This is a genomic window from Clostridium magnum DSM 2767 (assembly GCF_001623875.1).
In the GTDB taxonomy this organism is placed as follows: domain Bacteria; phylum Bacillota; class Clostridia; order Clostridiales; family Clostridiaceae; genus Clostridium_AM; species Clostridium_AM magnum.
Genome location: NZ_LWAE01000006.1, coordinates 285,365 through 309,990, shown reverse-complemented (window position 1 = coordinate 309,990; position 24,626 = coordinate 285,365). Strand labels below are relative to the sequence as shown.

Here is a 24,626-nt window from a genome sequence, read left to right as displayed (position 1 = left end):
GACAAAAAAAGGCTGATAGAACTTTTCTATCAACCTTTTTAATACTCATTAATAAGCATTTTTGTTCACAAAACCTTTAAATACAGTTAAAAACATTATCTTAATATCCATCCATAAGTTCCAGTTTTCTATATAGTAAATATCGCATTCAATTCTTTTTTCTATTGAGGTATCCCCTCTCCATCCGTTCACTTGTGCCCATCCTGTAATACCTGGACGTACTTGATGCTTAACCATGTACTTTGGAATTTCTTCTTTAAACTTGTCTACAAAATATGGTCTCTCTGGTCTAGGACCTATGAGACTCATCTCTCCTTTAAGTACGTTAAAAAGCTGTGGTAATTCATCTATACTTGTCTTTCTAATAAAGGAGCCAAATCTAGTTTTTCTAGGATCATTAACTGTTGTCCACCGTACTTTTTCTTCTTCATTCTTTTGAACATGCATTGATCTAAATTTATACATCATAAATGATTTCTTATTTAGACCTACTCTTTCTTGCTTAAATAATATTGGTCCAGGTGAGGTTAACTTAATTATTGCTGCAACTATGACTATAATAGGGATGAGTGCTAATATTGCTACAAATGAAAATACTATGTCAACTAACCTTTTAATTGACTTATTTACTAAATTGTCTAAAGGTATATATCTTATATTAATTATAGGTAAACCGTCTAATTCCTCTACATATGGCCTTGCAGGAATATACTTATAATAGTCAGGTATAATTTGGGTTCTTACACCACTTTTTTCACAGGTATTAATAATAAATGCAAGTTTATCATATTCTTTTATACTTAAAGTAATAACTACTTCATCTACATTATATTTATTGAGATGGTACTCTAGGTCATCTATATCTCCTAAAATTAATTTTTTTTCTTGAGAAGCAGCTATTTCATCTAAAGCAACCTTATTGTCACAACTATCAATACTTTTACTTAAATCACTCAAATTTCTACTTTTATTGCTATCTAATATTCCTAAAATATTATAACCCCAATGTTTATTCTTATTTATCTTATCAAAGAATTCAATTGTTAGATTATTGAATCCTATAATCAAAATATGCTTAAGATTAAACCCTTTCTTTCTCATAATCCTAAGAGATACTCGCACAAGTACCCTTTCTATAATCATTAATAAAGAACAATTAAAAATAAATATTGCAAGCAAATATCTTGAATAATCTATATACCTAAATACATATAATAAAAGAACAAATATTAAAATTCCAAGTATATTTGCCTTTAGTATATTAATAGCTTCCTCCCACATGCTTTTAAATCTATATGGAGTGTATAATTTAAAAGCATTATACAATATTAGATATGAAGGTAACATAAATATTACTGGCTTTAGGTATTGTTTAAATCTTAAATAATCTCCATCACCAGAAACATGAACAATACCACTTTTAAATCTAATATACCATGCAAATATTAATGAAAATATTAGACATAAAATATCTAAAAAAACTAAAAGTCTATTTAAATATTTTTGATTTTCCTTTATCATATTTCTCTCTCTTTCCGAATAATATTACATATTAATTTATACCTTATTATGAAATTCCATAACCTTTTCAGTAACAAAATCCATAATCTCACTTTTAAATCTATTAACACTAAATCTTAAAGCATTTTTTCTTATAACTTTACTATCAAAGATTTTATAACTTTTCTCCATTTTTATGACAGCTTCTTTTAATGATTGCTTATCTTGATTATAAAAAAATAATCCTGTCTGTCCTTCTATGACCGTTTCTAAGGTTCCACCTTTACCATAGGCTATAACAGGGCGTCCACAGGCCTGCGCTTCTACAGGTGTGATTCCAAAATCCTCTTCTCCTGGGAAAACAAACGCTTTACATTCCCTATAATAATTACGTATCTCTTCATCAGAAAGCCTACCTAAAAATGATATATTACTGTTAGCCATAGTTTTATACTTCTTATACTCTTCACCGCCACCAATTATCACTAGGGGAAGATTAAGTTCATTAAATACCTCAATGGCTAAATCAACTCTTTTATATCCTACAAGCCTTGATACTATAAGATAATAATCACCACACTCACCTTTTAAGGTATAAAAATCAGTGTCCACCGGAGGATATATTACCTTGGAATTTCTCCTATAGTTTTTCTGTATTCTTTTTGCTACATTATTTGAATTAGCTAAAAAACAGTCTACTCTATCTGATGAAAGCTTGTCCCATAATCTTATATTCTTCATTTGAGAAGAAATAATCCATTTCATAATAGTACTCTTATCTTTTATGTATTCGTGATATAAATCCCAGCCATATCTCATAGGGGTATGGCAATAACATATATGTAAAGTATCAGCTTTAGTTATAACTCCTTTAGCACAACAAGTAGATGAGCTTATAACTAGATCATAATCCGACAAATCATACTGTTCTACTGCATGAGGCATAAGTGGCAATAATTTTTGATACTTCGTTTTTGAAAATGGTATTTTCTGAAGGTATGAAGTTCTTATATCCATTTTATTATATTCTTCAGGCATATTATTTTTATTATGAACAAAAACATAAACAGGAGCATCAGGAAAAAGCTCATGAAAAGCCTTCACAACTTTTTCCGATCCACCTATTCCGCTAAACCATTCATGTACAATTGCTACTCTCATTATTATTTCACCCCAAGTTCTCTAGTATATATTTTAGAACCTTTTTTAAACCAAGCACCATTTGAAAACTATTATACAATTATAGATAGTTTCAATATATCAAATATAATCACATTAGGCTTTTTATAATTTCAATATTTCTTTATATATACTAATAATATTTTCTGCAGTTTTATCCCAACTAAATTTATTACTTTGAATTATTCCTTTTTTAGCTAATTCCTTTTTTAAACTCGTACTACCCAACACACTAATTACAGATTCCGCAATATTCTTGACGTTATTAGGGTCACAATAAACGCCAGCATCTGCCACTACCTCTGGGAGAGATGAAGTATTAGAAACTACTACAGGCACTCCACAACTCATGGCTTCTAAAGGTGGGAGTCCAAAGCCTTCGTAAAAACTAGGATATACAAAAACTTCTGCTCCGCTATATAAAGCAGCCATATGTTCTTGTCTTACATAATCAGTATATATTAAATTATTATTCATTTCTATATCTTTTATTTCTCTAAATTCTTCATCATAAAGCCATCCTTTTTTACCTACTAACACTAATTTAATATCTTTAAATTCCTTATTTATAATGCTAAAAGCCCTTATTAAGCTCTTTATGTTTTTTCTAGGTTCCAGCGTTCCAACTGCTAGTATATATTTTCCCTCTATACCATACATTTTTTTAACACTATCTATTTGAAAATTATTATCTACCCTGGTAAAACAAGGTTTTCCTGGATAAACAACTCTAATTTTATCTTCTACATCAGGAAAATATGATATTATATCCTTTTTAGTGCTTTCAGAAATAGTTACAATTATTTCTGATCTCTTAACACTTATAGGTGTAAGTAATTCTTTTATTTTTCTACTTCCTCTAGTGAATGCCTGTGGATATTTATAGAACGATAAATCATGAATAGTTGTAATAAATGGAACTTTGATTGGTAATATAGGGCTACTATAATCTATAAAATGCACTAAATCATATTTATTATATTTAGTTGGAAGACTAACTTGTTCTTCAAATATTCTTTCATAGCTACGATTATAATTTTTTCTATATATTATATTATCATAACTAAATTTTATATCTTCTTGTAAAAAGAAGGTATAATCTATACCTTCTTTCTTTTTAATCAGGCTATTTATCAAGTTATGACCATATTGTCCAATCCCCGCTCTTTTTTCATCGATAATAAGACCATTAAATGCTATTTTCATGTTATTTTCACCTAACTCTTTATTAAGTTCTTATAAATTTATTTTCTATTTAATTTATAGTGCATTTTGTCGTACAGCTTTAAACTTTGATGCAAAATTCTGAGCAGTAACTTCAATTAATCTATTAATATATAAGTAATAATAAATGTCTTTATTCAATCTTTATATTGTAATCTGATACTAGTATCTCTTACAATAATCCTCATAAGTCATTTTTATTCCATCTGTAAGACCAATTTTAGCTTTCCAGCCAATTTTCCCTATTTTTGACACATCTAATAACTTTCTTGGAGTCCCATCAGGTTTAGTTAAATCGTGTTTAATTGTACCTTTAAACCCAACTATATCAGCTACCATAATTGCAAGATCTTTTATAGAAATATCTTCTCCAACACCAACATTTACAGTTTCATTCCCCTCATAATTTAACATTAAATAAATACAAGCATCTGCCAGGTCGTCAACATGTAAAAATTCACGCCTAGGTGTTCCAGTTCCCCACATAACTACCTCTTCTAAATTTGATACCTTAGCTTCATGGAACTTCCTTATAAGCGCAGGTAGTACATGAGAATTATTTAAATCATAGTTATCATTAGGGCCATAAAGGTTAGTCGGCATGGCGCTTATAAAATTAGTTCCATACTGTGCATTATAATACTCACACATTTTTAATCCTGATATCTTTGCAAGTGCATATGCTTCATTAGTCTTTTCAAGATACCCTCCAAGTAGATATTCTTCCTTTATTGGTTGTTCTGCCATACGAGGATATATACAGGAACTTCCTAAAAAAAGCAGTTTTTTTGTTTTATTCTCGAATGCACTTCGAATTATATTAGCTTCAATCATAAGATTATCGTAAATAAAATCAGCAGGATAACTATTATTTGCATGTATTCCACCAACTTTTGCAGCTGCTAAAAAAACATATTCTGGCTTTTCAGCTTGAAAAAAGTTTTCTGCTTCTAATTGTCTTCTCAAATCTAATTCCTTAGAAGATTTAAAAATTATATTTTTATAGCCATCTATTTCAAGTCGTCTAACAATGGCGGATCCAACCATTCCATTATGGCCCGCTACATATACTTTACTTTCCTTATCCATAATAATCCCCCCTTAAATAAAAGATTAGTCAAATACTTTTCTAATTCTTTCTTCTTTTTCTACTAAATCCATATCTGACTGTACCATTTCTTTTACTAGATTTTCAAAGCTTGTCTGTGTAGGATTCCAACCTAACATTTCTTTTGCTTTAGTAGGATCACCTAATAATTGTTCTACTTCAGCAGGTCTAAAATATTTAGGATCTACTTCTATAATAACTTTTCCTGTTCTTTTATTTACCCCTTTTTCTTCTATTCCATTTCCTATCCACTCTAGTTCGATTCCAACTTCTTTAAATGCAAGATCACAAAATTCTCTTACTGTATGCATTTCACCTGTAGCAATAACAAAATCTTCTGGTGTTTTATTCTGTAACATTAACCACATGCATTCAACGTAATCCCTCGCGTGTCCCCAGTCACGTTGTGCATTAAGATTCCCAAGATAAAGCTTTTGCTGCGTTCCTTGTGCAATTCTTGCTGCTGCTAGTGTAATTTTTCTAGTTACAAAAGTTTCCCCTCTTCTTGGTGACTCGTGATTAAAAAGAATACCATTTACTGCAAACATATCATAAGACTCCCTATAATTCTTCACAATCCAAAAGCCATACATTTTTGCCACGCCATATGGACTTCTTGGATAAAATGGAGTTGTTTCTTTCTGAGGTACTTCTTGAACTTTACCATAAAGTTCAGAGGTTGATGCTTGGTAAATACGAGTCTTATCTGTTAACCCTAAAAGACGTACAGCTTCAAGTATACGCAATGTACCTATCCCATCTGTATTAGCGGTATACTCAGGTGTTTCAAAAGATACCTTAACATGAGACTGAGCTGCTAAATTATAAATTTCATCAGGTTGAATTTTTTGTATAAGTGATATTACGTTTGCTGAATCTGTCATATCGCCATAATGAAGATATATTTTTCTTTCTTTATGCATGTCATCAATTAATTCATCTATGTAAAGATGTTCTATTCTGCCAGTATTAAATGAAGAACTTCTTCTAATAATTCCATGTACCTCATAACCCTTTTCAATTAATAGTTCAGCAAGATATGAACCATCTTGCCCTGTTATTCCTGTTATTAATGCTTTTTTCACTTTAGTTCCTCCTATCTCCATCGTACTTTACCTTGTATTTGTAAAATTAATGCTTTTACAAAATCATTTATAATTATATCAGGTCTACAGTAATTATTCTTAATAAAACATTTTAATGACTCATATATTATTTTGGTATTATTATAACTTGGATTATCATTAAAAATTTTAGCCTTTACCCAGCTTAAAGGGACATACCCATAGTACTTCTTTAATATAGAATGTGCCTCTTCATACATTTCATCGCTTCTGCTCAAAGTCTTATTCTCTTGATACATTCTTGAACAGGATAAATAATCGTCTATATAATAAAATCTATATTTCTTTCCTATTCTCATCCATAATTCATAGTCTAAGCATAAGTGAAGAGATTCATCTAAATATCCAATATCCTCTATTGCTTTTTTTCTAAAAAAAACCGATGGCTGGCAAATATAGCATCTATCAGCAAGCCTCTTGTAATCGAATCTTTCAGTAGGATATTTCCCTATAATAGTACCATTTACATCGACGAAATGGGCATTGGCATATAATATGTCACATTTTGGATTTTTTTTAAAATATTCCATAACTTTTGATATTGTATTTGGCATATATAAATCATCAGAATTTAACCACCCAATTATATCACCACTAGCCATTTTAATTCCCTTATTAACGGCATTAGCTTGTCCAGTATCTTTCTCCGAAACATACTTTATATTTTTTTCATATCTTTCTAATATTTCTATTGTATTATCTGATGATTTGCCATCAACCACGATATGTTCAATATCTTTATAGTTTTGGATATTAACACTCTTAATAGTTTCTTCAATATATTTTCCTTGATTATATGAAGGAGTTATTATCGATATTTTCATTTTATACACCTTGATTTTCTATGAAATTTAATTACTTGTTATCTCTTTAGGATAACTTCTATAAATAATTTCATTTTTAAATAGCTAACTTTTATCTTTATATTTGTAATTTTTATACATATTAACTACCCCATAAGGAGCTAAATATTTTATTATCTTTTTTAAACTTAATGATTCAATATATCTTTTATAATCAATTTTTTCATTAAAAGATTCACTGACAGTCTCCATACACTTACCCATATAACCTTTTTCTCTCATTTTATGCAATAAGAATTTTACTTGTTTTTCATTAAATACCTGACTTTCAATTAAATTTTCTAAGTCACTACATATATTTTCGTTCCAATGATTTTCATGCATAAAGTAAACTAAAGAATATATGCATCTTTTTTCAACATTAGGCAAAAACTCCAAGATAATATTTTGTACATCCTCAAGTGCCTTACTTCTTTGCTGGCTGGATACCCCTGCCATCTCAAAATAATGTACAGGACTATAAATCGCACATCCCCTAAAATTCTTGTCTGTTACTATATGAAGTTGAAGTTTATAATCTGCACCTATTTTATATTTTAGATCGTAGCCGCCTACCTTATCATACACATGTTTACCAATAAGCATAGAACCGTGGTTACAAGGATGTTGAGCCACAAGAGATCTCTCATCTAGAAATGCAACCTTAAATATTCCTATAAAATTTCCGTTTTCATCCACACAATAATCTTCTCCAGCGCAATAATCAGCATCTTCTTCTAATATCTTGTTTACACATATCTCAATAGAATTATCATAAAACTTGTCATCTGCATTCACTATACCAATGTAATCGCCAACAGATAGTGATAGTCCCTTGTTCATTGCATCATATATGCCCTTATCACTCTGTGATAAATAATAATCAATTTTGTCTTCATACTTGCTTATTTTTTCTAATGTCCCATCTGTACTCCCACCATCAACAATTATATATTCAATATTATCATATGTTTGATTAATAACTGACTGAATTGCTCTTTCTATTTTTTCAACACAATTATAGACAACTGTAATTATAGTAACTAACGGCTTGCCTTCTTTCGAATTTTTATAGATTCCTTTCAGCCTTAATCCGCCTTCTTTTAAAATCTCACCTTCACTATCATCTGCTCTTAAGCGCTTGGAGCACACTGTTGATGTTTCTAATCTAGGTTCCTTTAATAATACTTCCTTTATTTCTTTTGCTTTATTTGACTCACTACCTTCAAGGTTACTGTTCTTTATTTTTCTTAATTTTTTTACTATTGGATATATCAATGGCTTAAGTTTACTAGCGTGTATACGCTTTTTAACTTTCAATAAAATATCGTCTTGCAAATTTGAAACGCCAACACCGTCATTATTATTTCCAGACAACTCTTTGTTCAAGTTCTCAAAATTTATATGAACCCCATAGTATCCTTTATATATATCCTTAGGCTTTGAAACAATAAAGTCAATTATCTCATCTTCTTTTGATTTCCAGTTCTTAAATCCTATTTCAACAGATTCCCTTGCCATCTTACATATTTCAGTTACCCTACTTTGGCTGAAATCTATTTTTTCCTTAACATTTAACTCGTATAAAACTCCATTTATACCATTTAATATATAATCATTCATAGTACCATAATTAGGTGCTACTATACACTTTCCCATAGCCATTGCTTCCAAGTAAGATAATCCGATACCTTCGGATTTTCTTGGAGCAAAGTAAACTTGGTATTGACGTAATAATTCATTATATTCTTTCCTACTTTCAAACCATTTTGAAGTAGTTATGTTATAATCCAATATATCTTTCTTACTTATTACCTTACCTTTACTTCCTGGGTCACAAGCAGCATGTATATGGATGGACTTAAAATCCTCTTTAATAATGTAATTTTTTATTACATCCCAACTTATTTGGTCAGGCGTCCTTTCCCAAAAAAACCCCCTAATATCATCAAAGCAATTATTTACTACATAATCCTTAGGATCAGGATAGTACATTACATGCTTGCTAGCTAAACCATGAGACAAGCATGCATTATCTAAAGCCTTTGAAAAACATAGCGTTTTCGTTCCAGCATAATCCTTCCAAAAATTCCTACTATGTTGCAATTCTTTATCTGACCCAAAGTTATCTAACATTGGTATAAATGTAATATTTGAATTGTACTTATACAATGGCTTTGATGAAAATGCAGATTGCTGCCAAAAAATAAAAGCATCATATTTATCAACAATATCATCTAGTACTACTGGTTTTCCACCTCTCCATGAGTCATCCCACAAACACTCTACATTAATCCCTTTATTCTTTAAAATTTCTACAAAAAAATTTGAAGAAAGTGTCTTCATATGAAACGAATGATCAATAAATGCAATTTTCATAATTATTACCTCATTGCTTAAACTTTCTATATAATATTAATTCTATAGCATGATTATATTTTTACAAACCTACGAAATAAAGTTTTTAATGTATTCTTCACATTTTTTTTATTCAATTTACTTTTCTCATAAATAATATTGTTTAATAAAAAGTTTAACATACTATTCACAAAGAATTCATTATTTGAGTATTTGCTTAAGGATTTAATAACATTTTGTTTCTTTTCTATAGAATTTCCTTCTCCTGAATAAAATTTCAAAAGGTTATCCAGTAACCAATTTGTAATACTATTAAATAATTTTTCTATAATCTCAGGGTTTTGTGAATACAAATCCACTTCCTTAGCAAAAGTACTTAAGTTATTTATTACTTCAAAATAAGAATCCAAATGCTTTGATGTTATAGTTGTGTTTGAGATGGAGTTATCTCTTTGATAATAATTATATAATTCATTTGGAATTACAACTATTTTATTTGCATAATAAGCACATTGTATAGCAAAATTTATGTCTTCATGAAGTATTTTAGGAAACTTTAAATTCTTGCTTTTTATAAATTCAGCATCATACAACTTGTCCCATGCCATAAAACCAATTTTATGTTCAGACATTAAAGCTAGTGCTTCACATCTATCCTTTGTACCTAAATTATTAGATAAAAAGCTATTAGTATTTCCATTGTCATATACTAACTTTGACCCACACTCTACAATTTGAGATTGTGTTTCTATGCACATGTTGTACATTATCTCTAATGTATTTTTTTCTATCCAATCATCACTATCTAAAAAAAATATATATTTACCTTTTGAATTCTCTATGCCAGTATTTCTTGCTTGCCCTAATCCTTGATTGATATCATGTCTTATAATTCTAATTCTATTATCTTTTTTTAGATAACCTTGTACCATTGGTATTGACCTATCATTTCCACAATCGTCAACAATGATTATTTCAATATTGGTTAATGTTTGAGTCATAACACTTTCAATAGATCTACATATATATTTTTCAACGTTATAAACAGGCATTATAACTGATATTAATGGATTCAAATTTATCTCCCTCCAAATACTCTAATGCTGGAAATGTTTCTCCTACATCTTATAAAGATGTTCAATAACTTTATCATTAAGTTCTATATAATGAATTATTATTTACCATATTTTTTTAATTGATAATATCTAATAACCGCGTACGGCAATAAAAACTTTATAGTTTTCTTTATAAGTCTTTTAGAAACTCGAAATGGTTTTGTAATAGTCCATGACTTAGAGTTTTGAAGACTACATATTTGTGTTTTTAGTGCATCTCTTTCTGATTCTATTAAGTCTTTCTCCTGCTTTAATGCATCATTCTCTGATTCTATTAAGTCTTTCTCTTGCCTTAATACATCATTCTCTGATTCTATTAAGTCTTTCTCTTGCCTTAATGCATCCCTTTCTGATACTAACAAATCCTGTTCTAGTTTTAACTTATTTCTTTCTAATGTTATAGAATTTATATCTCGATTTAATGCATTCTTCATTAGCTCATTATTTTGTTTCTGTGCTTCAGTTTCATTATTTAATTCAATACAACGCTTTTCTAGTTCATTTAGTTCGTTATTTATATCTACGCTTAATTCACAAATACATTGATTTATAAATGAGGAAGCTTCAGGTAATATGTATGGTATATTAACTTGTGCACTACTACTTTTGTTATTGTGATTAATAATTAATTCTTTATATAATTCTCTATAATTATTAGCTTGATTCTCGAGTTTGAAATTTTTAATAGCATATTCTCTACAATTGTTACTTATCGAACCATCTTTACTTAAGCATTTTACAATATTCTCCGCTAGAGCTTGTACATTATTTATTCCACATGTATAGCCATTGTATTCATTTTTTATAACATCTTTCATGCCTCCTATTTCAAAACTTACAACTGGTGTTCCACAGGACATACTCTCTAACATTACATTCGGTAAGTTATCCTCAGTAGATGGTAGTACTAATACGTCTGCTGCGGAATATATAGTTGATAAATTTTGATCATCATTTACGTATCCTAAAGATTTGTATGGTAAGTTCATTGTATCCAGCAAATGAGATCCTTGACCAAATGTAAGAATACACAATTCATTTCTATCAATTAAATTTTCTATATACTTGATTCCTTTTAAAATTTTAGCAGCTTCTAAAAGATTTATAAATCCTTTTCTTTTCTCAGTTAAATCATTAGCTCCAAATAATATTACTTTTGTGCTATCTGATACCCCAAGACTCCTTTTAGCTTCAATTTTATCATATGGTTTATATAAATAAGTCTCTAGTGAATTTTTAATAACTTCGATTCTATTATTTTTGAAAACTGCACTTTCTCTAGCACACTCAGCTAACCACTTGCTTGGAGTTACTATAGTAATATCCTTAGGAAAATTATTAGTTTTACATTCTAAAATTTTTCTTGCTATATTAAATCTGTCTTCAACTAATTGTGGGCAAAATGAACAATCTTTCTTAAATTTATCGCATCCATTTGTATAATGACAAGCTCCTGTCATAGGATTTTGATCATGTAAAGTCCATACTATTGGTTTACCCATGGCATATATTTTCATAATTGCTTCTATAGATATAAACGTAGAAATCCAATGCAAATTAATAATTTCAAATTCCTCAATAGCGTTCAAGAATTCAAACCCAATACTCGGGTACATGATTGATGTAATTGTACTGCCTTCTTTTATATTATTCAGAAAGTACTTTGATGACAATTTATCAAAAAATCTATTATGGACATCACTAGATATTATTTGATTTACATTTTCATCAATACTATTTTTATACTTTACAAATAATCTACTCTGCTCACCAATCATGTTTAATCCCTTATTTAATCTTCTAGCTGCTATTCCAGCTCCACCGCCATCATAGGTATTAAAGTGTGCAATTTTCATAATATTACCTCTTCATTTTTATTTTAAATAACCATTATAATTTAGCTTTATATAATTGTATAAGGTGTCATGTTTATTTATTAAATTACTCATGTTTACCATTCTATTTAACTTGTTTTTATCAGTTAAATATGAATTAATTTTTCCTCCGCTAGTGTAATCAACTGCTATAAATTTTGTGTCTAATGTATCAGCAAAAACTACAGAATGAAATCTCATGCTTAAATTTATGTCAGAAGATTTCATTTCGCTTATTATTTGCTCAACTGAAGACAATTTGTCTTCAACATAAAAATCTAGATCCTTGAAATATTCATTAGTAAAACGATAATTGAAATCCCTATCATCATTTCCAATTACAAAATTATGCATAGAATAAAAATGAGGCTTTAACCCTGTTTTTTTACATAGATAAATTATATTATCTGCTAATCCTTTTTCAAATGCTGTTCTAAACTTTATGAATTCTTCATATCCCATATTACCTCTATATTCAAATGTCAATTCTCTAAGGAAACAGGATAGTTTTTTATCTTCTTTCATTGCTTTAGTTTCTTCAGATACCTTCTTTATGTATTTAATCGAAGGATCTCCTATGTTTTTTAAACTTTTATCATCAAAACCTAAACTTTTAGCAAATTCAATAGACTTATCATCTCTTAGATATATGTTATCTGCTAATTTTAATATTTCCTTTACAGCCCCTATTTTACTATCACTATATAGTGGACCAATACCACAACCATATACTGTAGTGGTGTTATGGTTATCCTTTGCAAGCTTAAAAGCCCATTCAATAAGTGCAAGTTCCTCTAACTCCATTAAAGGCCCCCCACCAACGATTACTTCAGATGAAATTGATGAATATTTATAAAACTCCTCACAATAAACCGGTACAACAACTGCATCAACATTTAATTCATATAATGTTCTTTCAGTAATAAAAGGATATAAAGAACTTACATATATTTTAATATCCTTATACTTATTTTTATAATGGTCTATAATTCCTCCTAATATTGCCTTATCTCCTACAGTTTCTGTTCCATACCATCCAACTATAAAAATTGTTTTATCTTCCACTTGATCATTAATAAAATTAAACTTTAGAGTATTTTTATTCTCATTATAAAAATCTACATTTATTAATTTTTTATACTTCTGTTCTACTTGTATTCGATTTGTTAATTCTTCTGTTGGTTCTGCATGATAATCATGAATACAATTTTTGCAATAATTACTTTTTACTTTACTTAAAAGTTGTAAGTTTTTATTATAAATTTTACTACCTTTACCTGACAATAAATTTCCTATAATAGGGGACTTTGGTGCACAATAAGCTATATCTCCATGGCAACCTACGTTTATAGCCTTTTGATTTTTATAAGGGCACTCAATTAGTCTATTGCCACCCTGTAAAATATTTCTTATACTTCTATAAGTGTTCTTTACACCTTCATCATTTTCATAATTATACTCTAGTTTACTAAAGAATAATAATAACTGATAAATCTCATCTCTATCAAAGTTCCTAATAACTTCCCTGTTATGTTCTCTATCATTACATAATCTATTTATAAACTCTGCAACTCTAAATCTTCCTGTAATATTCATTTGTTTAAAATACATTAAAAGTTTATCTACATTCCACACATTGATTTTAGTTACAGTAGTACCTGTCGTAAAGGGTATATTTTTATCTTTTAGCCAATTGGCTAACTCTATTACTTTATCAAAGCTTCCATTAATACCTCTATTTCTATCATGTACTTCATTAAGACCATCTAAGGATAGCATGACCGAAAATGATATACCATTATTAATAGACAATGTGTTAAGTTCTTCGATTACCACTTTTGCTTTTTCTAATAATAAGGAGTTAGTAATAATACTTAACCCTTTTAAACTGCCAACACTTTCTATAGCAACTTTAAAGTAATCAACTATATTATTTACTAAAAGAGGTTCTCCTCCTGTAATTCCTATATGTTCTACATTTTTAAACAAATCATCTTTTAAAACTTCTGCAAATTTGTCTTTATCAATGTATTTATAATCTTTTTCTCTCCATATATTACACATTACACATTTTGAATTGCAATAATTATTAACCTGAAAATTAATTACTCTAATGTCTGTTTTATTTGTATCTATCTCAAGTTTAGAATTTTTAAATAAATTACTATAAGCTTTCTTTAATCCAGCAAATAACTTTTCAGTACATTCATTAATTGTCTCTTTCACAATTACACCTCCTAAACTATTAGATTATACTTCATATATGTTTGAATTTATGTCTAAGTCAACAAGAGAATTCATTAATGATTGGGTCCTTTGCAACATTCTAAATGCAATAAAATCAACCTGTCTATCTAAAAATATTTCACTATCACTTTCAATTCCAACTACTCCACATCGCAAAAAATATACTCCTGACGTCAGTTTGGGAGTAAATTCAAATTCTACATTTATTATTGAGCCTTCATTTACACTTGGAATGCCTTCACCTGAATTTGCTGTTGCTGCTCCGCTCAACTCGATTCCTGTCTTGGTTTTTATTAGCATACCAAATCTAACATTATAGCATTTAGTAAAGAATTCAACTTTATAATTTAATGTGTATCTTTTTCCGAATCTTAAAACATTAACACTTTCACCTTTATAATTTAAGATTTTACAATCAAAGATTGATGCACCTCTTTTTTCATAAAATACAGCATCTTTCGGTATTAAGCTTTCATCGAAATATTCTTCTTCATTTTCTGCGCACGCAGTTTCCTTTTCTTTAATTTCTATAGTCTTAGGACTACTTACATCATTAACTTTTGTTTCAATTAATGAAATTTTCTTTATTTGTTCTCTAACCATTTGTGCTTTATCTTTTGATGCAAACAACAACTTTTGGTACAAATTTACAACTCTATTACTCCTCCCTACTAATATATTTTCTCCTGAATCTAACATAATGGCTCTGTCACATAATTCTATAATCAAAGAACCTGAATGAGAAACAAAAAGAATTGTTTTACCTGATTTTTTTAATGCATCAATTTTAGTAAAACATTTCTTTTGAAACATATCATCTCCTACAGCTAAAGCTTCGTCTACTATGAGAATATCTGGCTCCACATTTATAGCTACTGCAAAGGCTAACCGAACAAACATACCACTAGAATATGTTTTTACAGGCTGTTTAACAAAATCTCCTATATCTGCAAACTCAATAATTGATGATAGTTTTTTATCCATTTCACTTCTAGAAAACCCCATCATAGTACCATTTAAATATATATTTTCAATACCAGTGAACTCTGGATTAAATCCCGCTCCTAGCTCTAATAGTGCTGATATTTTACCATTAACAGTAACTTTACCTGAAGTCGGCGTTAATATACCAGTAATTATTTTTAATATGGTAGACTTTCCAGATCCATTTTTACCGACTATACCAACAGTCTCTCCTTTTTTTATTTCAAAAGAAACATTCTTTAATGCATGAAAATCTTTATGGTATTTTTTTTTCATAGGATTGATAGCCTCTTTAAGTCTATCAATTGGTCTTTCATATAATTTATAAGTTTTTGTCAAATTTTCTACTTTTATTGATATATTTTCCAACATAAATTTACACATCCCTTTATTTATAATACATCAGCAAAATGAGGTTTCAATTTCTTATATAGAGAAGCACCTATAATAAATAAAGTTAAGGTAATCCCCCAAAATATGAATGCATCTACTGGTCTTTGCCAAAACCATGTTCCATTTATTAAAGTATCTCTATATCCTTGCACCACATAATACATAGGATTTATTCTAAATATACCTTCCATATTTTTAGGTATCATTTTATAACTCCACATTATAGGAGTTAGCCACATACCAAACTGAAGAACTATATTTACTATTTGAGTTATATCTCTAAAAAATGGAGCAATTGTTGATGTTATAAAAGAAATAGCCAAAGCTAACACTACAATGCAAAAAGTATAATATAGTAGTTGCAAAAAAATAACATTGGGATGTATTCCATATATATAATAAATTAATAACAATAATAATAGTAATATACTATGTACAAATAAAGATGATATAATTTTTACTAAAGGCAATATACTTGTCTTAAACACAACCTTTTTTACTAGAAAGCTATAGTCAAAAAAACAATTACTTGCATTTCCCCATGCATCTTGAAAATAAAACCAGGGCACTAACCCCGCTGTCATCCAGCATATAAATGGCACTTTTTCTACTGGCGCAGATCTAAATCCAACTTGAAATACAAACCAGAATAATAGTACAGTAAATATAGGTTGCGCAAACCCCCAAAATATTCCGAAAAACGATCCTGAGTATCTACTTCTAAAATCATTCTTTGCAAGCTGCCATATTAAGCTTCTACTTCCAACTACATCTGTAAATAATTTTAATAATCCTTGCATAAAACACCTCTTATATGGTTATAATTGTTTTAAAAATTGTCGATTATTTTAATCATATTTATAAAGTTTATCTTAAAGATACTCTTCCATTTTTAATTCTTTCATTTTATTCAATAATGCCTTTATATCCTGACACTTATCCTTTGCACATATAAGTGTAGCATCATCGGTATCAACTACAACTATATTCTCAACACCAACGGTAGCTATAAGCTTGTCTTTTCCCTGTATAATACATCCTTGGGTGTCTATATCTATGACATTTCCTTTTTTAATATTACCTAATTCATCTGAAACTTGAACTCGCTCAAGGGATGTCCAACTTCCCACGTCGTCCCAACCAAAGTTTCCAGGTATAGTATATATATTTTTAGCCTTTTCCATTATACCATAATCTATAGATATACTTTCGAACTTTTCATACTCATCATATATTACTGTTTTATTTATATCTGAATTCATCGTTTCAGATATTTTAACTAGTCCTGAGTATAATTCTGGCATGTGCATTTTAAAATTTTTTAATATTGTAGATACCTTCCATACAAACATTCCACTATTCCACAGATAATTACCAGAAACTAAATATTCCTCTGCCTTCTTCCTATCTGGTTTTTCTACAAATCTCTTTACTTTGAAAAAGTTACATGAGTCTAGTTTTTCAGTTTCTTCCTCAAAATTTATATATCCATAACCGGTTTCTGCATAAGATGGAGTAATACCTATCGTGACAATGTTGTCCCCTTTTTCAGCCAATTCTATTGCACTTTTAAGCGTGTTTAAAAATAATATATTATTTTTAATTAAATGATCCGAAGGTAGTACTATCATAACACCTTCAGGATCATTTTTAGCAATATTCATGGCTGCAAGTCCAATACAAGGTGCTGTATTTTTCCCAAATGGTTCAACTATTATATTTTCCTTCTCTATCTGCGGTAACTGTTCCTTTATTTTAGCACAATAATCATTATTGGTTACTACGTATGTATTCTCTTTACTGCAAAGCTTTTTCAATCTATCTACTGTAAGTTGTATCATTGTTTTTCCATCATCCGTCAAACTAAGTAATTGTTTTGGCATCATTCTTCTGCTCTTCGGCCAGAATCTTTCTCCTTTTCCACCTGCCATTATAACTGCATGTATCATAAAATCAATCCTCTCTTTATGTCGATAAAATTATATTATAACTGCTAAAAAGGTCCTTTTTTGACGTGTTCATTATATCATATTTTGCATGTTATTGGAACTTACAAAAAGTGTAACAAGTTTCTATTTAAACTTATTACACTTTTAAATAATATAATTATTATTTAATGAAAGTTATATAATATTTCTATACCTTTTCCACTTTATTATTGTTATCTTTTAACTTATAGTTAATGCTAATTCCAATTCCTAGCATCACCCAAAAAACTGGTGCTACAGATACAACACTATCGTTAAAGAATCCTGCTCCTAAATACCCACAAATAGCTGTAAATATAGCTAGTCCAACTACAGAATAGAAATCATCAAATTCTCTTTTTATGTATAATTTAATAGATGACCCAAGGTACATAATAAGAATTGCTAAAAAAGCCACCAGACCTAACATTCCTATATTAATTGCATTTTCAAGATACAAGTTATGTGCCTTATCTACTAACATATTGTCTGTATCATAAGCTATAAGCTTTCCTATATAATCTCCTTGAGGAAATACAGCCGCAAAGGTATCCGGACCATATCCTAAAATTAAAGTATGTTTTAGCAAAGGAATGCTTCTTGACCAGATATATCCTCTAGCAGATCCAAGCTTTTCTTTTCCCTCAAACCCCCACTTTTCAACAGGTTTTAGCTCTACTACCTCTCCTTTATAATTAACAAAGTCAAATTTGCCGTTATAAAGTAAAAATCTCATTTTTAAATTATTTTTATGAACTTCTAAATTATATTTCTTATCTGTAGTTGTAGAATTGTCTATCTTAATTATTTTATAATCCTTGTAACTGTTGTCTAAAAAAGTTATTTCTCCATTTGATTTATTAATATTAGTTTTTAATTCTTTATCAGAACTATCTTGAAAAACTATATTATCTGAAATATTTTTTATCTTTAATGTTTCGTTTGAGAATATAATATTTACTGTATCATTTTGTAGTGTAATATTTTTAAAAGCTTCTTCTGAAGTTCCTTTTGAACTTGCTAAATCCTGTGCATCACTAAATAATGAACCTATTCTGTTAGCTAAGGCTCCTTTAGAATATACATTAAATCCAACAAGAGCAACAACTGCTATTAATCCTGCCCCTATAGTCATCTTCCATTTTCTAACAAAGAATTTTCTCATCATTATAACTAAAACTATAATCGCAACTCCGCCGCCTATTATACCAGCACGTGAATGACACAGGATTAAGTTCAAGAACATAATTATAGTAACTACAGCCATTAGTATTTTATAAAACTTATTTTTTATTAATAAAAACATAGTAAATGTTAACGGAAAAAGCATCGCCATGTAACTGCCAACATAATTATAATGATACAACGAAGAGTATATTATCTTGTCCCCAAACTGAAACTTAACTTTGGCTGCTAAGCTTTGATATTGTTTTGGTAGCATAAGCCTTTTTCCTGTAAGAGATTTATAAAAATCATGTCCAAAATACTGCAATATACCAATAACTCCTATTATCACCGCAGAACATATTAATGCAATAAGTATTACTTTTATACTTGATTTATTACTAGCCAAGTTTATTGACACAAATAAAATTGTCATATAGCAAAGCAGCACTATCATACCTTCATATCTTTCTACAAATCCCCAAACTGCGATTTGGCTAAAATCTGAAAATACAGTTGATAGCATAACAAAAACTGAATAAATAACTATAGGAATATATATTTTAGTTTTGCGTATTTTTATGTTCTTACTAAATAGCATTATACCAAAGACTACAGCTGCTATCACTGTAGATACTAAAATCCATAAAGACTTATAATAACAAAAGAAATCCATACCACTCTTAATACCTTGCCAGTACTTGTAGTAGTCACCAGTAAACACCATCATCTTTCCATATACAATTAACGGTACAATAGAAACAAGAAAAGCGAGAGGTATTATAGAATACCAGTTTTCATTGTCCTCAATATCGTACATATCTTTATACAAATCATCGTACATCTTTTTTCCCCCATTAAACCATTTTAATTGACTATAGTTTGCTTTATTTACCTAATTGTTACACACACATTTATAATAGTTCATTTTCAGTATAATTTCAACTAAATTATACTGAAAATGAACTATTGTTATATAACTCTATATATTGATTTAGTATATAAAAATAAGGTTATGGATTGAACACTATCCTCAACCTTATTATATAGTATCGTAATTATTTAACCGTAACTATCCCTATTGCAGTCCATCCCAATCCTTTAACAGTAATAACAGAAACTCCAGCTTTCTTTGCCACTACATATCCCATTTTAGTTACCTCTGCCACATCAGTATTGGAAGAAGAATACTTTATTTTATCTCCTGTAACTATAACTTCATACTCAGGTGCAGTAATTCTACCACTTAATGACTTATCATATAAATACTTGTCTGGATTTACTATCTGTTTTAAATTTTCATCACCATAGATAAATAATGGTATTAAGTTATGGCTTTGCCCCACTTTTATATTAATGTTACTATAATCTAACTTTACTCCTACTACCCTAGTTTTTTCATCTTGTCCAGGCAACTCACTTATAACATAGGGATTCTTTTCAGTTCCCTTTCCAGTAACCCCTACGTTAGGTGCAATAGTTAAAACAGGATATACATCAGATTTATCACTATAATGTTGCTGTATTATAGAACCTCCTTGAAGATTTAAAGACCAAAAGCTATAATTTCTTCTGTCAACTTTTGTTCTAGTCCATATATTATGAGCACTTTTACCAAATACTTTTTTTATGACTTCTGAATCACTATAACATGGTAATGATATTTTATCATTTACAGTTGAATTATATTCAAAAGCTTCCGTTCCTATTCCCCAATAACCGATAGAAATAAGTCTTTTAGCGGAGCCAAAATTATTGAGAAAATCATTATTTAAATAGTTCCTTATATCTGAGCTAGCATAATCCACATAATTATTTTTGCCATATACCATTGAATTTAATGGTTGGTTAAGTATGATATAGTTATCACCAATTAATCTCCAAGTCATTCCTGCTAAAGTCACATATGAACCAAGGGCTGCATTTTCAACATTTCCAACCATGAATCTACTCTCTTCTTTTGCTTTTGCTGGAAAAAATGTACCTGAGAGAAAAAGAACAAACATAAGAGCATAAATCATAATTTTTTTCAACAAAATTACCCCTCCTAAAATAACAAATCTTATTCTTATTAGATTTTATCATAATATTGCTATACCATGCAAATAATACAAGTACTTTGTTAACATTTTAAATAGTTGTTTTATTATTTATGTAGTATAATATTCTTATATTACCTTATAGAGGAAGATAGGAGGGTATCGATTAAATGCAAATAAACTATACAAAATCTATGAAAAGGGCATTTATTTTATCATTAGTGCTGACAGCTTCACTACAAGCAGCTCCTACAAAAGCTGCAGCTGGACAAGTTACTTCAATAGGAGGAGCGGATTGCTATGAAACTGCAGCTAAAGTTGCTACTGCAAATTGGACTAGCGCTACAGATGTAGTATTAGTGTGTGGCGAAGGATATGCAGATGCAGTTAGTGCAACAGTGCTAGCAAAACAATTGAATGCACCAATACTTTTAACTACAACTGAATCACTCCATGCAAATGCTAGGGCTGCGTTAGATACATTAAAGCCACAAAACATATATATTATAGGCGGAAATGCTTCAATATCTCAATCAGTAAGAACTAATCTAAAGAATGAAAACTATAATTTAATAGAATTAAGCGGGAAAAATAGGTATGAAACTAACATCGCTGTAGCAAACCAACTAGTTAAACTTGGTGTAAGTGCAGATAGTGTTATGTTGGTTAGTGGAGACGGCTTTGCCGATGTATTATCTGCTACTCCTGTAGCTGCAGCAAAAGGCCAAATTCTTTTATTAGGAAACAATAGTACTAGTTCAATGGAACCAGTACTTGATTTTGTGAAGACCAATAATTCAAATGTTACAGTTGTAGGAACAAATAATGCTATAAAAGATGATATTTACAAAGCTTTAGGAGCTGTTAAAAGAATAAACGGCGGGGCTAATAGATTTGAAACAAATATAAACGTATTAAATGAATTTAAAGATGACTTAAAAACTGACAAGTTATTTATTGCAAACGCAAGTGGTGGAAGATATACAGATGCCCTAATAGCTTCATCCTTAGCTGGAAAGTGGAGCACTCCATTAGTATTAGTAGATGATGAAACCTCTGATTCTACAAGTAAGGCTATAGATTATATTAAAGGAAAAATAAGCAGTTCAACTGATTTAAGTGCCATAGGTGAAACAGGCGTTATTTCTGATACTATTGTTTCAAGAATAAATTCATCTATATCAAGTTCTGTTGAAAATAACTATAGTCCTACTGTCAAGTCCGTAAGCACTAATGGACTCAATCAAATAAAAGTCGAATTTAATACTCCCGTAGATGAAAGTTCTGCAGAGCAAATACAAAACTACTCAATCGAAGGTTCTTCTTTAGGTTCGAATTCAGAAACTGAATCATCAGCTAATCTTCAAGAGGATGGAAAGACAGTGCTTATTACTTTTGCGCATCCATTCCAGCAGTATAAGACTGTAAATTTTATGGTTAAGAACTCCATACTTGATTTAAGTCTTAAAAATACTATATCAAAGTATGAACAAAAAATTACTTTTTCTGATATATCAGCTCCTTCATTAGAATCAATAACCCCAGTAGGAGGTAATAAATTAGTTCTTAAGTTTTCTGAGCCAATAAGAATGACTATCTCTAACTTATCATCAATGAAAATCAACAGGCAAAGTATCGCAAATTATGGGTTAAATTCAGCTCAAACTGTATTTGATAATAAATCTGGAGATTGGTCTGATAAGGTAGAGCTTTATTTCGACTCATCACTTCCAGTTGGTAGCAATGTATTTACTATGCCAAATGGAGATCTAGGCAAAAAATTTGATAATGCTGCAGGATTCCCCATATTAGGGTCTTCTAATAATTTCACTATTAACTCTATATCTGGGGTTCCAAAAGTTACGAATGTAACTACTGACAATGCAAAAACTATTTTTATTACTTATGATAGATCTATGGATCGTCAAACAGCACTTCAGTGCAGTAACTATAAATTAAATGGTAGTGTAGTATCTGTTAGTAGTTCAAATATTAGTTTTGTTGAAGGTTCAAATGACTGTATAGTTAAAATAAAACGTCTAGATTATATACTTAAAGATGGGTCAAATCATCTTGAAATTAATAATAATATTACAGATACTTATGGTAATAGTATAAAAACTAGTTCCCTGGATTTTATTTATGGAGACGATTCACTTAAGCCTCAAATTACAAGCGCTTCCGTTCGTGATGGTAAGACTTTGCGTATTAAGTTCAATAAGGATGTACAGGATTATTACGCAACAAATAAGGCAAACTATAAAATATCTGATTCAGATGGAAAAGATATTTCTTATAGAATTAGCAGTATTAATAAGGTATATGATTCTAACGGAGGCAACAATAATATATACGACATCACATTTAAAGACGCAGATGCCTTAAAAGGTTATAAATACACATTAACTGTTAGTAATATCCTTGATACTGGAACCAACCCTAATGTAATGGATACTTATACTGGTGTAGTTACTGGCTTAGATAAGCAGTTGCCTGATGTCACCTCAATAGTTAAAAGCACAAATGATGAGCAAGAAGTAGTTGTTTTCTTTAATAGATCTATGGATGAGTCATCAATAACTGATACATCAAATTATTTTTATCAAGACGGCAGTGGTAACACTCAAAGGCTTCCTAGAACTGCTACAGTTTCAGCAGGAATAGATGGCAGATATGCTATTATAGATTTCCCAACAAGCTGCAAAATCAGAACAGGAAGCGACGATAGGTATGTTATAAAATTAGGAGTTCAAAATATCAAAGATAAAGATGGAAGAATAATGACAAATATGTCTTATAGTGGTGAAATAAGCACCGACTATTATAATGGTCCAAAGCTTATTGATAACACAGCAAGATTGTATTATTCTGGTAATGATATAAAAGTTAGATTTTCTCTAACTTCTCCATTAGATATTTTAAACCTAAGTGATTTTAAAGTGGCTGGAGAAACTCCAGATAGTGCTATTACAGACAGTAATGATGTAATTCTTACTTATAGAGCTGGTGTTAACGACAATGAAAAAATCACTTCTATCCAATCAGAGGGAACTAGTACAACGCTTAGTATATCTAACACTAAATCCGTAGATGCAGCTGGTCGCAAGTTAGGTTCTTCCTCAGATGTGGTACTTTTACCGCCTATAACTCACCAGGATTCATGGATAGCTCATAGTTCTGGAGGAGGTTATAATACAGTAACCATAACCTTTGATCAATATATAGATGATACAATAAAATCATCCTATAATGATGACTTTATTTTTACAAATGAAACCACAGGTCAAAAGCTTAAAGTTTCATACGTAACAGTTAGCAATCAAAATGTTATATTTAATTTTGACAACGGTACTATGAAGCTTGGCGATAACATAAGCGTACATGCTAATAGTGATACATCACTTATTAATATTAGGGATAAAGACCATGTTGGAGACTATGAAATTTATAGCCCTACATTAGATGATATAAACGGCAAAACAATAGTAGTCCGCTAAAGATGAATTTT

16 protein-coding genes are annotated in these 24,626 nt (G+C 29.7%); 1 reads left to right on the top strand and 15 read right to left on the bottom strand.

Features of this window, described 5'->3' with window-relative positions; genetic code table 11:
- Positions 1-48: 48 nt before the first annotated feature.
- The 15 genes from CLMAG_RS22355 to CLMAG_RS22285 all read right to left on the bottom strand — a co-directional run bounded on the left by CLMAG_RS22355 (position 49) and on the right by CLMAG_RS22285 (position 21,115).
- Positions 49-1,521, bottom strand: coding sequence for an undecaprenyl-phosphate glucose phosphotransferase (locus CLMAG_RS22355; RefSeq protein WP_066627764.1), 1,473 nt, complete (start codon positions 1,519-1,521; stop codon positions 49-51).
- 36 nt (positions 1,522-1,557) lie between these two features.
- On the bottom strand, positions 1,558-2,661 hold the full coding sequence (locus tag CLMAG_RS22350) for a glycosyltransferase (RefSeq protein ID WP_066627762.1): 1,104 nt from the start codon (positions 2,659-2,661) through the stop codon (positions 1,558-1,560).
- A gap of 123 nt (positions 2,662-2,784) precedes the next feature.
- A complete protein-coding gene (locus CLMAG_RS22345) occupies positions 2,785-3,885 on the bottom strand; it encodes a glycosyltransferase family 4 protein (RefSeq protein ID WP_066627754.1) in 1,101 nt (366 codons plus the stop codon).
- Between the two features lie 180 nt (positions 3,886-4,065).
- Entirely contained in the window at positions 4,066-4,995 is a 930-nt protein-coding gene (fcl, locus tag CLMAG_RS22340; protein ID WP_341420745.1) for a GDP-L-fucose synthase, read from the bottom strand.
- Positions 4,996-5,016: 21 nt separating this feature from the next.
- Complete coding sequence (gmd, locus tag CLMAG_RS22335; RefSeq protein ID WP_066627750.1) at positions 5,017-6,096, bottom strand: GDP-mannose 4,6-dehydratase; 1,080 nt, start codon at positions 6,094-6,096, stop codon at positions 5,017-5,019.
- An 11-nt stretch (positions 6,097-6,107) separates the two neighbouring features.
- Positions 6,108-6,959: a glycosyltransferase family 2 protein gene (locus tag CLMAG_RS22330; protein WP_066627748.1), complete on the bottom strand. Its 852-nt coding sequence runs from the start codon at positions 6,957-6,959 to the stop codon at positions 6,108-6,110.
- An 84-nt stretch (positions 6,960-7,043) separates the two neighbouring features.
- A complete protein-coding gene (locus tag CLMAG_RS22325; protein WP_066627745.1) occupies positions 7,044-9,356 on the bottom strand; it encodes a glycosyltransferase in 2,313 nt (770 codons plus the stop codon).
- Between the two features lie 53 nt (positions 9,357-9,409).
- The gene (locus CLMAG_RS22320; RefSeq protein ID WP_066627742.1) at positions 9,410-10,411 is read right to left on the bottom strand and encodes a glycosyltransferase family 2 protein; all 1,002 of its coding nucleotides are present in this window, start codon (positions 10,409-10,411) and stop codon (positions 9,410-9,412) included.
- 98 nt (positions 10,412-10,509) lie between these two features.
- Positions 10,510-12,306 (bottom strand): glycosyltransferase, encoded by a 1,797-nt coding sequence (locus CLMAG_RS22315; protein WP_066627740.1) that lies wholly within the window; start codon positions 12,304-12,306, stop codon positions 10,510-10,512.
- Positions 12,307-12,324: 18 nt separating this feature from the next.
- Positions 12,325-14,550 carry a polysaccharide pyruvyl transferase family protein gene (locus CLMAG_RS22310; protein WP_066627739.1) on the bottom strand — a complete coding sequence of 742 codons (2,226 nt, stop codon included), beginning with the start codon at positions 14,548-14,550 and terminating at the stop codon, positions 12,325-12,327.
- 24 nt (positions 14,551-14,574) lie between these two features.
- Positions 14,575-15,927, bottom strand: a complete 1,353-nt coding sequence (locus CLMAG_RS22305) for an ABC transporter ATP-binding protein (protein WP_066627733.1) — start codon at positions 15,925-15,927, stop codon at positions 14,575-14,577.
- 20 nt (positions 15,928-15,947) lie between these two features.
- Complete coding sequence (locus CLMAG_RS22300; RefSeq protein WP_066627731.1) at positions 15,948-16,748, bottom strand: ABC transporter permease; 801 nt, start codon at positions 16,746-16,748, stop codon at positions 15,948-15,950.
- Positions 16,749-16,820: 72 nt separating this feature from the next.
- Entirely contained in the window at positions 16,821-17,897 is a 1,077-nt protein-coding gene (locus CLMAG_RS22295; RefSeq protein ID WP_066627728.1) for a mannose-1-phosphate guanylyltransferase, read from the bottom strand.
- A gap of 187 nt (positions 17,898-18,084) precedes the next feature.
- The gene (locus tag CLMAG_RS22290; protein ID WP_082832040.1) at positions 18,085-19,923 is read right to left on the bottom strand and encodes an O-antigen ligase family protein; all 1,839 of its coding nucleotides are present in this window, start codon (positions 19,921-19,923) and stop codon (positions 18,085-18,087) included.
- Positions 19,924-20,137: 214 nt separating this feature from the next.
- Positions 20,138-21,115, bottom strand: a complete 978-nt coding sequence (locus CLMAG_RS22285) for a hypothetical protein (protein WP_066627726.1) — start codon at positions 21,113-21,115, stop codon at positions 20,138-20,140.
- A gap of 173 nt (positions 21,116-21,288) precedes the next feature.
- Between CLMAG_RS22285 and CLMAG_RS22280 the strand changes: the two genes are divergently transcribed.
- Entirely contained in the window at positions 21,289-24,615 is a 3,327-nt protein-coding gene (locus tag CLMAG_RS22280) for a cell wall-binding repeat-containing protein (protein ID WP_066627723.1), read from the top strand.
- Positions 24,616-24,626: the final 11 nt, after the last annotated feature.

What these genes read in the sequence shown, in the direction of transcription:
- CLMAG_RS22355 (WP_066627764.1), bottom strand. Translation starts at nt 1,521, where the DNA reads ATGATAAAGGAAAATCAAAAATATTTAAATAGACTTTTAGTTTTTTTA.
- CLMAG_RS22350 (WP_066627762.1), bottom strand. Translation starts at nt 2,661, where the DNA reads ATGAGAGTAGCAATTGTACATGAATGGTTTAGCGGAATAGGTGGATCG.
- CLMAG_RS22345 (WP_066627754.1), bottom strand. Translation starts at nt 3,885, where the DNA reads ATGAAAATAGCATTTAATGGTCTTATTATCGATGAAAAAAGAGCGGGG.
- CLMAG_RS22330 (WP_066627748.1), bottom strand. Translation starts at nt 6,959, where the DNA reads ATGAAAATATCGATAATAACTCCTTCATATAATCAAGGAAAATATATT.
- CLMAG_RS22325 (WP_066627745.1), bottom strand. Translation starts at nt 9,356, where the DNA reads ATGAAAATTGCATTTATTGATCATTCGTTTCATATGAAGACACTTTCT.
- CLMAG_RS22315 (WP_066627740.1), bottom strand. Translation starts at nt 12,306, where the DNA reads ATGAAAATTGCACACTTTAATACCTATGATGGCGGTGGAGCTGGAATA.
- CLMAG_RS22305 (WP_066627733.1), bottom strand. Translation starts at nt 15,927, where the DNA reads ATGTTGGAAAATATATCAATAAAAGTAGAAAATTTGACAAAAACTTAT.
- CLMAG_RS22300 (WP_066627731.1), bottom strand. Translation starts at nt 16,748, where the DNA reads ATGCAAGGATTATTAAAATTATTTACAGATGTAGTTGGAAGTAGAAGC.
- CLMAG_RS22295 (WP_066627728.1), bottom strand. Translation starts at nt 17,897, where the DNA reads ATGATACATGCAGTTATAATGGCAGGTGGAAAAGGAGAAAGATTCTGG.
- CLMAG_RS22290 (WP_082832040.1), bottom strand. Translation starts at nt 19,923, where the DNA reads ATGTACGATGATTTGTATAAAGATATGTACGATATTGAGGACAATGAA.
- CLMAG_RS22280 (WP_066627723.1), top strand. Translation starts at nt 21,289, where the DNA reads ATGCAAATAAACTATACAAAATCTATGAAAAGGGCATTTATTTTATCA.